An 11,305-nucleotide genomic window follows, 5' to 3' on the forward strand; every position below is an offset into this window, starting at 1 on the left:
TATGGGAAAATTAATAGTAATAGAGGGAACAGACTCAAGTGGTAAGGAAACACAAACTAAAAAGCTTTATGAAAGATTAGCAAATGAGGTAGAGAAAGTAAGAAAAATATCTTTTCCTAATTATGAAAGTCCAGCTTGTGAGCCAGTAAAAATGTATTTAGCTGGAGCTTTTGGGGATAATGCTCTAAATGTAAATCCATATCCAGTATCTACAATGTTTGCAATAGATAGATATGCTTCATATAAGATGGATTGGGAAAGTTTTTACAATGCTGGAGGTATAATTGTAACAGACAGATATACTACTTCCAATATGGTACATCAGGCATCAAAAATAGAAAATATAGATGAAAAATCTAAGTATCTAGGTTGGTTAGAGGACTTAGAGTATAATAAGATGGGGATTCCTAAACCAGATTTAGTAATATTTTTAAATATGCCAACAGAGATGGCTGTAAAATTGATGGAAGCAAGGAAAAATAAGATAACTGGAGAGGAGAAAAAAGATATACATGAAAAAGATACCTCTTATTTAAAGAAATCTTATGATAATGCTTGTGACATAGCTAAAAAATATAATTGGCAAGAGATAAAATGTGTAGAGAATAAGAGATTAAAAACGATAGAGGAAATAGGAGAAGAGATTTATACATTAGTTAAAGAGATTTTATAAATGGAGGTAGAATGAATATACTAATAGCAATTTTAGTATTAGGAGTTATAATATTTATTCATGAACTAGGACATTTTTTGACAGCTAAGTTTTTTAAGATGCCTGTAAGTGAATTTTCTATAGGGATGGGACCACAGGTATACTCCTATGATACAATGAAAACAACATACTCATTTAGAGCTATTCCTATAGGTGGTTTTGTAAATATAGAGGGAATGGAAGTAGATAGTAAAGTAGAAGATGGCTTTAATTCAAAACCAGCTTATGCAAGATTTATAGTGTTAATAGCTGGAGTATTTATGAATTTTTTATTAGCTTTTATAATAATGTTTATTTCAATATATTCAAATGGGAAATATGTTCCAAGTGAAAAAGCTATTATAGGTAATGTTTTTAAAGAGGCAAAAGCAGTTGAATATATTCAACCTAAAGATAGAATACTTGAAATAGAAGGTTACAAGATTAATAATTGGAGTGATATAGGAAATAATTTAAAAAAGCTTGGAAAAAAAGAAAAAGTTTCAATGAAAGTTGAAAGAGCTGGAGAGATAAAAGAGTTAGTAGTTCCATTGACATATGACCCTAATAGTAAAAGAGAGATGTTAGGAGTATTACCAGAGTATAGTATTAAAAAATTTACTATGTTAGAGGCTTCTAAATTAAGTTTAAAAAGTGGCGTAAAAATAATAACTGATACATTATCAGGGTTAAAAATGATAGTAACAGGAAAAGTAAAAAGTGAAGAGATAAGCGGACCTATTGGGATAATCAAAGTAGTAGGAGAAGCTTCTAAAGAAGGAGCAAGTATTGTATTTTGGTTGATGGCATTACTTTCAGTGAATATTGGAGTTTTAAATTTACTTCCTTTGCCTGCTTTAGATGGGGGAAGAATAATTTTTGTACTATTAGAAATGATAGGAATAAGAGTAAATAAAAAAATAGAGGAAAGAGTACACATGGTAGGTATGCTAATTCTATTTGGTTTTATTATTTTTATTACTACAAATGATATTTTTAATCTTACAAAATAATTAGTATTGTAAAAATGCTCTAAAAATGGGCAAATGTGCAAAATAAAAAAAATAGTCTTGAAAAAATACAAAATATCTATTATAATACATGTATAAGATAAAAGCAAAAAATACGATTATTTATAAAAATAAAATTGGAGGTAATATATGAAAAATGCTATTTTAGCAATTTCGGAGAGAAAAGAAACTTTGAAACAAATAAGAAAAGAATTATCAGAGCAATATGAAATAATAACTTTTAATAATTTATTAGATGCTCTTGATATGTTAAGAGAGAGTGACTTTGATATTATTCTTTTAGATGAGTATTTAACTTGGTTTAACTTTGCTGAAGCAAAAAGAAAATTAAGTGGATTAGGAAAAGATTTTGTAATAGTAGGATTACTAGAAGATGAAACAGAAACAGCTATACAAGAATTAAAAAATGCAGATATATATAACTATTTAATGAAACCAGTAGAATTAAAAGAGATGAACAGAATAATTCTACCAGCATTAAAAAATCTAGAAATGTTAAAAGAGAAGAGAAAATTAGAAGAGAAGCTAGCTAGTCTTGAAGAAGAGAGTGAAATAGTAGGACAGTCATCAAGAATAAAAGATGTTAAAAACTTAGTAGAAAAAGTTGCTGAAAGTGATCTAGCTGTACTAATTACTGGAGAAAATGGATTAGGAAAAGAGATAATAGCAAGAGAAATATATAAGAAAAGCGATAGAAGAAAGAATAACTATATAGTTGTAAGCTGTGCTTCAATTCCAGAAGAAATGATGGAGAGAGAGTTATTTGGATATGAGAGAGGAGCTTTTACAGGAGCTAACTCTAGTAAAAAAGGACTTTTAGAAGAAGCAGATGGAGGAACTATATTCTTAGATGATATCTCTGCTATGGATATAAAATGTCAAGCTAAATTATTAAAAGTAATAGAGTATGGAGAGTTAAAAAGAGTTGGTGAAAATAAAACTAGAAGAGTAGATGTAAGATTTATAGCTTCTAGTAACAAAGATTTAAAAGATGAGACAGAAAAGGGAAGATTTAGAAAAGACTTATATCATAGATTAACAGCTTTCCCAATTGAAGTTCCACCTCTAAGAGAGAGAAAAGAGGATATCCCATTACTAGCAAACTATTTCTTAAACAAAATAGTAAGAGAATTACATAGAGATACTCCAGTAATTTCAGGAGAAGCTATGAAATACTTAATGGAATATTCATATCCAGGAAATATCAGAGAGTTAAAAAATATGATAGAGAGAATGGTTATCCTTTCAACTGATAAAGTAATAGATGTAGAAGATTTACCATTAGAAATCAAAATGAAATCTGATACTGTAGAAAATAAAACAGTAGTTGGAGTAGGACCATTAAAAGATATATTAGAGCAAGAGATTTATAGCTTAGCTGATGTTGAGAAAGTTGTAATTGCAATAGCTCTTCAAAAAACTAGATGGAACAAACAAGAAACATCTAAGTTATTAGGAATTGGAAGAACAACTCTTTATGAGAAAATAAGAAAATATGGTTTAGATTTTAAATAGAAAGAGGCTAAAAGGTTAAACAACTAAGAAAGGGGACAGCTTCGGCTGAGGAAAAAATGGCAATAAGAAAATTTCGTAAACATATCAAACCATTTATTTGGTTTATAACAATACTATTTATAGCATCATCAGCTATGTTAGCATATATGAATATGAAGAGCTCATATAGTAGAGCCAATGTTTATGCTTTTAAATTAGATGGAGATAAAATTTCAAAAATTGATGTAGAAAAAACAAAGGCAAACTTAACTCAAGGATATTCAAGATATCTAGGAGATAAGTTAGACAAGGATTTAATAGAGGTAATAGCTTTTGATGATATCATCAATAGAAATTTAACATTAAAGATAGCAGAGGAATTAAATTTAAAAGTTCCAAATAGTGAAGTAAATGCTCAATATGAAGCAATAGAAAATTCAGTTGGAAATAAAGAGCAATTTAAAAGAATGTTAGCTGTACAAGGATATACTAAAAAAACTTTTAAAAATGAGATAAAAAATAATATGTTAATAGAAAAAACATTCCAAAAAATACAAGAGGGTATAGTACCAACTGAAGAAGAGATAATGAATAATTACAATGAAAATAAAAATACTCTATATAGTGAAAAAAGTTTAGATGAAGCTAAAGAGGACATCATAAAATCTCTAAAAGAGCAAAAAGGTATGGAAGAGTACTTAAAACTTTTAGAAAAAATAAAAGTATCTGCTAAGATAGAGGATATATCACAAGAGTATCAAGGTTTAGTTGAAAAAACTGAGATAGAAAAAGATGGTTTTGTAATTACAAATGTAGACTTAGCTAAGAGAACATTAAATATGTTATTTATGGGAAATTTAGATAAAGTTCAAGCTAAAGAAGAAGCAAAAAAATACTATGACTCTCAAATAAAAATAGCTAATGAAGCTAAGAAAAGAGGGGTAACTGCTGATGAAACTTTACCAGTAGATTATCAATTTGCTCAATATCAAAAGGGATTATTTGAAAATATAAAATCAGGAATAAAACCAACTGATGCAGATTTAAAAGCTTATTTTGAAAAAAATAGTCTAAAATATGATACATTCCCAAGTGCACAAGCAGATATAGCTATAGTGAAGATAGAACCATCTTCTGAAGATAAAGTAAAAGCAAAAGCTGAAGCTGAAGAGATTTTAAAAACATTAACTAGTGAAAATTTTAAGGAAAAAGCAAAAGAGTTATCACAAGGACCAAGTGCTGGAAATGGTGGAGAACTAGGTTGGTTCTCTAAAGGGGATATGGTAGAACCTTTCCAAAAGGCTGTGTTTGAAGGAGAAGTAGGAAAAGTATATCCTACACCAGTAGAAACAGTATTTGGATATCACTTGATTTTAATAGAAGATAGAAATGATAAAGAGTCAAAAGCAAAAGCTAGTCATATCTTAATAATTCCTAAAGTTTCAGAAGCAACTATTAATTCAAAAGAAAAAGAGATAGAAGAGTTAAAAAATAAACTTACTTCAAAAGAGATAACTTTTGAAAATATCGGAAAAGGTAGAGCAGATGTTGTTCAAACTAATAAATTTAAAATAAATAATGCTGGGTATATATCAGGATTAGGATATAATGAGAACTTAGCAAAATATATTTTAGATGCTCCTAAAGATAAAGTAGAGAGTATAACTTTAGATGAAAAAGTATATATTTTCAATAAAACTGAGGATATAAAATATAAAAAAGCTAAATTTGAAGAAGTAAAAGATAGTGTAAGAGAAGATTATATAAATAGTAAAGCACAAGAGGATATGAAAAAATATATCTAAAAATAGAAAAGAGATTGACCTAAAAAGGTTACTCTCTTTTTTATTAATTTTTTATTTGCTTTATTTTGGAAAATGTATTATACTATAGAGCTGAATAGATTACAAAACTGTATAAAAAATGAAAAGGAGGGAGAAAATGAAATATAAGTCAGAAGATATAGACCTCCTTATAGATTCTCTAAAGATAGAAGAAGTTGTTGGAGAATTTGTTGAGTTAAAAAAATCTGGAGCTAATTATAAAGGTTTATGTCCATTTCATCCTGATACTACTCCCTCCTTTATGGTAAGCCCAAGTAAAAATATATGTAAATGTTTTGTATGTGGAGCTGGAGGAAATCCTATTTCTTTCTATTCTCAATATAAAAAGATAAGTTTTATAGAAGCAGTAGAAGAGTTATCTCAAAAATATGCAATCCCCATAAAAAGTTTAGAAAATAATAATTTAAAGCAACAGGAGAGTTATGAAAAATACTATGAGATAATGAAAGAAGCACATCTTTTTTATAAAAATAGTATATTTTCAAATCAAGGAAGAGAAGCTTTAGAGTATTTATCAAATAGAAAATTGAATCCTAAAGTAATAAAAGAAAATGGATTAGGATTTGCTCCAAATAAATGGAGTGAATTAAATGATTACTTGGTATCAAAGGGATATGAAAGCAAAGATTTATTAAAATTAGGATTAATAAAAGAGGGAGATAATGGAAATAATTATGATACTTTTAGAAATAGAATAATATTTCCAATTTTTTCAATAAAGGGAGATGTAATCGCTTTTGGAGGAAGAACATTAGAAAAAGATAAGGAAACTCCTAAATATATTAACTCTCCAGATACACCTATTTTCAAAAAGGGAAAAAATTTATATGGTTTAGAAAGAAGTGGAGTAATTAGAAAAAAGAATTATGCTATGTTAATGGAAGGGTATATGGATGTACTATCAGCATATCTATATGGTTTTGATGTAGCATTAGCTCCATTAGGAACTGCTTTAACAGAAGAGCAAGGAGTATTATTAAAAAAATATACTTCCAATATAATTTTATCTTTTGACTCAGATGGACCAGGACAATCCGCAACAGAAAGGGCTGGACTTATCCTTAAAAGTTTAGGATTTAATATTAGAATTTTACAGCTAGAAGGGGCTAAAGACCCAGATGAATATTTAAAGCAGTTTGGAAAAGAGAGTTTTTTAAAGTGTGTAAAAAATTCAGTTGAGATATTTGATTTTTTGTTTAAATATTATTTAAAGGATTATGACTTAAATAATATGATGTCTAAACAAAATTTTATAAATAGGTTTAAAGAATTTTTTCAATGTGTAGAGACAGAATTAGAGAAAACACTTTATTTAGATAGGCTTTCTAAAGAGATAGATGTAGATAAAAATATATTAAAAGAAATTTTAATAGATAAAAATAGAAAAAAATCAAGGAAATTTGAAGAAGATTTAGTAAATATAAATATAGGGGAAAAATCGGAAATTATTAATAGAGTAGAAAAAGATACTCTCTTCTTAATATTAGCTAAGAGAGAGTACTTTAAATACTTTAGTGATAAAAATATAAAAGGTTCTTTAACTAAAAAGGTTTTTCAATACTTAATACAACATAAAGAGATAGATAGAGAAGATAGTACTTTGAATCTCTCTCAAAATCTTGAGCTAACTTCAGAAGAGTTAGAGCAATGGCAATTATTGATTTGTACATTAATAGAAAATATTTCTAATGATAAAAAAATAGAGGAATTACTGACAGAAACATTTCTATCTTGGTTTAAGCAAGAGATAGATAGTAGTTATAGAAAAGTAAAAGGTATGGATTTAATAGAAGGGCTATTACTTACTAACAAAATCAAACAATTAGAGATAAAATTAAGTAGAGTAAATAGTTTTGATGAGATAAAAGAGATTTATGATAATTTTAAAGAGATAATTAATTAATCTATAAGTTATTTAGAGGAGGCTCAAATAATGAGAGAGTTTATAAAAAATGAAAAGGTTCTAGCCTTAGTTAGAAAAGCTATGGAAAACAAGTGCATCACTTATGAAGAGATTAATGATGGACTTAAAGATGATTTTCCAGTTGATAAAATAGAACAATTAATAACTGGAATGATGGACCAAGGAATTGAGATAATAAGACAAGCAGATATTGATAAAAACAAAAAAATAGCTAAAGAAATAAAAACTAAAGAAGCAAAAGCTAAAAAAACAAAAGAATCAACTCCTAAAAAAGCAGCTAAGAAAAAAGAAAAAGAGGAATTGGAAGAAGAAAATTTTGATGAAGATAGTTTTGATGACTTCAAAGATGAAGATATAGACCTTTTTGAAAAAGATGATTTTTTAGATGATGATGATTTTGATGATGTTTTAGATGGAAAATTGGATGATTTTGATGATGACTTTGATCATTTTAATCCTGATGATTTAGAAGATATTGGTGATGATGAATATATAAGTGATGATTTATTTACTCTTTCTGGAGATATGAAAGTGGATGAGCCTATAAAAATGTATTTACGTGAAATAGGACAAATTCCTTTATTAAGTCATGATGAAGAGTTAGAATATGCTAAAAGAGCCTTAGAAGGAGATGAATGGGCAAGTCAACAACTAATAGAAGCTAACTTAAGACTAGTTGTAAGTATTGCTAAAAAACATACAAACAGAGGGCTAAAACTACTTGATTTAATACAAGAGGGGAATATAGGACTTATGAAAGCAGTTGAGAAGTTTGAATATACAAAGGGATATAAATTTTCAACATATGCAACTTGGTGGATAAGACAAGCTATAACAAGAGCTATTGCAGACCAAGGAAGAACTATAAGAATTCCTGTTCATATGATAGAAACAATCAATAAAATTAAGAAAGAAGCTAGAATATACCTTCAAGAAACAGGAAAAGATGCTACACCAGAAGTACTAGCTGAAAGACTTGGAATGGAGGTTGAAAAGGTAAAAGCTATTCAAGAAATGAACCAAGATCCGATCTCATTAGAGACTCCGGTAGGTAGTGAGGAAGATAGTGAATTAGGAGATTTCGTAGAGGACAATAAAATGTTAAACCCATATGAATTAACTAATAGATCACTATTAAGAGAACAATTAGATGGTGTACTAAATAGTTTAAGTAGTAGAGAGGAAAAAGTTTTAAGATATAGATATGGTTTAGATGATGGTTCACCTAAAACACTAGAAGAAGTAGGAAAAATTTTCAAAGTAACAAGAGAGAGAATAAGACAGATAGAAGTAAAAGCTCTTAGAAAATTAAGACATCCAAGTAGAAGAAAAAAATTAGAAGATTTTAAAGTATAACTATAGCAAAGGGGAGAGGCTGAAAAATATTGATGTCAGCCTCTTTTTAGGTTTTAAAAAGGAGTGTAAAATGGATAAGATAAATGTAATGGATTTTGAAAAAAAGTAGTAAAGCAATATTTTAATGATGAAGATTTTTTTAAGTTTTTAGAAGAGAAAAAAGAGTTAGTTTTAGATTATTCAAAATTGGCATTAAAAGAATTAGAAGATGAAGATTTAGATATTTTAGGCGAAGAGAGTGTAATTGATTATTTAGAAGAGATAGCTAGTATAACTCCAAATGAAAATCCAGAAGGAGAAGATTTTATTGTTCAAAATTTACCATTAGTTGCTTCTATTGCTTTTAATTATTTAAGAGAAGGAGTAGCCTATCTTGATGTAGTACAAGAAGGAACAATGGGGCTTATAAAAGGGATAGAAAATTATAATGGCGAGAAACATGGAGATTTTGAAAATTATAAAAAATATTGGATAATAAGAGAGATAGTTTTATTTATTAATAATAAAATAACAGATATAAAAAATGAATTTAAAAGTTTTTTCAAAGATAAGAGAGAAAATTTTGGAAAAGTAGGGCATGAACATGAAGAGGTAGAAGATAAAACTGAAGTTTACTTAACAGAAGAAGATTTACTTCCAAGTATAGATGCAATAGATAAGAGAGAAAAATTAATGGAAAAATTAACAGAGTTTTCAAGTTTAAAAAATAGATTAAGTTCAAGACAAATAGAGGTATTAAATTATTACTTTGGTTTTGGAGTAGAGAGAAGATTTTCTATTTTTGAAATTGAAGAAAAATTAGGAATAGAAAAGGGAAAAGGAGATATTATATTTGAACAAGCTCTTTTAATTTTATCAACAATGGAAGGAAAGATGTTTTTATGATAACAAAAGAGATAATAAAAGAATTAGAAAAAGAATTTCCTAAAAATTTAGCAGAAGAGTGGGACAATGTAGGATTACTAGTTGGAGATAATAAGAGAGAAATAAAAAAAATACAAATCTCTTTGGATGCTACTGAAGTAGCTATAGATAATGCTATAAAAAATAGTGTTGATATGATAGTAACTCATCATCCTATGATTTTTAAAGGAGTAAAGAGTATAGATAATTCTACAATATTAGGAAGAAAAATAATAAAATTAATAGGGAATAGAATAAATTTATATACTCTTCATACAAATTTAGATTCAGCTTTTAATGGATTGAATGATTATATATTAAAACAATTAGGAATAAAAGAATCTAAAATAATAGATGAAAATATTAATGGTTTAAATTGTGGAATAGGAAGAATTTATAGATTGGAAAAAGAAATTTCAATATTAGAATATATAAAATTTTTAAAAGAAAAATTAGAAATTGAAAATGTAAGGGTAGTAGGAGATGTAAGAAAGAATATAAAAAAAATTGCTCTTGTAAATGGTTCTGGAATGAGTTATTGGAGAAAAGTAAAAAAATTAGATGTTGATTTATTTATAACAGGGGATATAGGATATCATGAGGCATTAGATGCCAAAGAAAATAATTTAAGTTTAATCGATATAGGACATTTTGAAAGTGAGAAATGTTTCGTAAAACTTTTAAAAACATACTTTGAAAAAATGGATATAGATGTTATAATTTATAATGATGGACCAGTTTTTAAGAATTACTAATTGGAGAGTATCTAAATGAAAAAAAAATTAATGATATTAGGATTTCTTTTAATAAATTTATTATCATTTGGAAAAATAAATGATAATTTAAATATATTTGATGAAAATCAGAAAAATGTTATCGAAAATAAGATAAAAGAGATTAGTGAAAATAGAAATATTAGTATTTATGTTAATAGTTTTGTAGAAGATGATGGATTTGTAGCAGAACAAGCAGAAAAATTAGTTATGCTTAATTTAATAAAGTTAGATGAGAAGAAATTTAAAGTAGAATTAAAATTAACTAAAGATATAGAGCTTGAGGATGTTCAGAGCGAAATAGATAATCTATTAAATATCAATGAACAATACTTAAAAGAAAAAAAATCTGATAAATATGTAGTAGAAATTTTAAATGGTTTAGATGAAATACTTGCTGGGATAAAGATAGAAGAACCTATAATTGTTGAAGAAGAAGTAGTAGAAGAAAAAGAAAATAAATTCTTTATAATAATGGGTGGAATATTTTTTATAATTTTTGCTATGATTATAAGAATACTTATGGTAAAATATAAAAAGAGTTTTAAAGAAGAAATGGAAATAGTAAGTAGAAGAAAATAATTAAATAAAAAAGGTATTAAAGTTAATTGCTGCTTAAATTTTTAAGGAGAGGAAAGTCCGGGCTCCACAGAGCAAGAGGGCAGCTAACGGCTGCTAAAGGAAACTTTAAGGAAAGTGCCACAGAAAATAGACCGCCATTTTGGTAAGGGTGAAAAGGTGGTGTAAGAGACCACCAGTTCTTTAGGAAACTAAAGAAGCTAGGTAAACCCCCTCTGGAGCAAGACTAAATAGGAAAGGTTAAGGGTTGCTCGTCCAGCTTTCAGGGTAAGTTGCTTGAAATTATAAGAGATTATAATTCTAGATAAATAATTAACATATACAAAACCCGGCTTATTTAATGCCTTTTTTATAAAAATTAAAATTTTATAAATTTTTAAAAAAAAGTATTGACGAAAAATATTATTTGTGATAATATATATCTTGTCCGCGAGAGAGCGGCACTGATGAATAAGGACATTAACAACAGAATAGAGAAAGACAATTAATGCAAACACAACAATAAATTGGTGTAAAACAATCAGTAAATTTTACTGAGTTATATAGATTGAACGAAGAGTTTGATCCTGGCTCAGGATGAACGCTGACAGAATGCTTAACACATGCAAGTCTACTTGATCCTTCGGGTGATGGTGGCGGACGGGTGAGTAACGCGTAAAGAACTTGCCCTGCAGTCTGGGACAACATTTGGAAACGAATGCTAATACCGG

General features: G+C 27.7%; 9 protein-coding genes and 1 other RNA gene. All 10 read left to right on the forward strand.

Annotation, left to right across the window (positions count from 1 at the left end):
• Position 1: 1 nt before the first annotated feature.
• Positions 2–673, forward strand: a complete 672-nt coding sequence (locus FMAG_RS08715; protein ID WP_005885973.1) for a dTMP kinase — start codon at positions 2–4, stop codon at positions 671–673.
• 11 nt (positions 674–684) lie between these two features.
• A complete protein-coding gene (locus FMAG_RS08720; protein WP_005885974.1) occupies positions 685–1,704 on the forward strand; it encodes a M50 family metallopeptidase in 1,020 nt (339 codons plus the stop codon).
• A 147-nt stretch (positions 1,705–1,851) separates the two neighbouring features.
• Positions 1,852–3,237 carry a sigma-54-dependent transcriptional regulator gene (locus FMAG_RS08725; protein ID WP_005885975.1) on the forward strand — a complete coding sequence of 462 codons (1,386 nt, stop codon included), beginning with the start codon at positions 1,852–1,854 and terminating at the stop codon, positions 3,235–3,237.
• Positions 3,238–3,293: 56 nt separating this feature from the next.
• Positions 3,294–5,021, forward strand: a complete 1,728-nt coding sequence (locus FMAG_RS08730; protein WP_005885976.1) for a peptidylprolyl isomerase — start codon at positions 3,294–3,296, stop codon at positions 5,019–5,021.
• Between the two features lie 136 nt (positions 5,022–5,157).
• Complete coding sequence (gene dnaG / locus FMAG_RS08735) at positions 5,158–6,963, forward strand: DNA primase (RefSeq protein WP_005885977.1); 1,806 nt, start codon at positions 5,158–5,160, stop codon at positions 6,961–6,963.
• Between the two features lie 30 nt (positions 6,964–6,993).
• On the forward strand, positions 6,994–8,340 hold the full coding sequence (gene rpoD / locus FMAG_RS08740) for an RNA polymerase sigma factor RpoD (RefSeq protein ID WP_005885978.1): 1,347 nt from the start codon (positions 6,994–6,996) through the stop codon (positions 8,338–8,340).
• Between the two features lie 186 nt (positions 8,341–8,526).
• Entirely contained in the window at positions 8,527–9,225 is a 699-nt protein-coding gene (locus tag FMAG_RS08745; RefSeq protein ID WP_005885979.1) for a sigma-70 family RNA polymerase sigma factor, read from the forward strand.
• A complete protein-coding gene (locus FMAG_RS08750) occupies positions 9,222–9,998 on the forward strand; it encodes a Nif3-like dinuclear metal center hexameric protein (protein ID WP_005885980.1) in 777 nt (258 codons plus the stop codon). The genes FMAG_RS08745 and FMAG_RS08750 overlap by 4 nt, the downstream gene beginning before the upstream one ends.
• Positions 9,999–10,013: 15 nt before the next feature.
• The gene (locus FMAG_RS08755; RefSeq protein ID WP_005885982.1) at positions 10,014–10,598 is read left to right on the forward strand and encodes a hypothetical protein; all 585 of its coding nucleotides are present in this window, start codon (positions 10,014–10,016) and stop codon (positions 10,596–10,598) included.
• Positions 10,599–10,607: 9 nt separating this feature from the next.
• Positions 10,608–10,947, forward strand: an RNA gene (gene rnpB, locus FMAG_RS13410) — RNase P RNA component class A.
• Positions 10,948–11,305 lie beyond the last annotated feature (358 nt).

The organism is Fusobacterium mortiferum ATCC 9817, from assembly GCF_000158195.2.
Classification (GTDB): Bacteria; Fusobacteriota; Fusobacteriia; order Fusobacteriales; family Fusobacteriaceae; genus Fusobacterium_A; species Fusobacterium_A mortiferum.

Coding starts and splice junctions, on each gene's coding strand:
- FMAG_RS08715 (WP_005885973.1), top strand. CDS start 2: ATGGGAAAATTAATAGTAATAGAGGGAACAGACTCAAGTGGTAAGGAA.
- FMAG_RS08720 (WP_005885974.1), top strand. CDS start 685: ATGAATATACTAATAGCAATTTTAGTATTAGGAGTTATAATATTTATT.
- FMAG_RS08725 (WP_005885975.1), top strand. CDS start 1,852: ATGAAAAATGCTATTTTAGCAATTTCGGAGAGAAAAGAAACTTTGAAA.
- FMAG_RS08730 (WP_005885976.1), top strand. CDS start 3,294: ATGGCAATAAGAAAATTTCGTAAACATATCAAACCATTTATTTGGTTT.
- dnaG (WP_005885977.1), top strand. CDS start 5,158: ATGAAATATAAGTCAGAAGATATAGACCTCCTTATAGATTCTCTAAAG.
- rpoD (WP_005885978.1), top strand. CDS start 6,994: ATGAGAGAGTTTATAAAAAATGAAAAGGTTCTAGCCTTAGTTAGAAAA.
- FMAG_RS08750 (WP_005885980.1), top strand. CDS start 9,222: ATGATAACAAAAGAGATAATAAAAGAATTAGAAAAAGAATTTCCTAAA.
- FMAG_RS08755 (WP_005885982.1), top strand. CDS start 10,014: ATGAAAAAAAAATTAATGATATTAGGATTTCTTTTAATAAATTTATTA.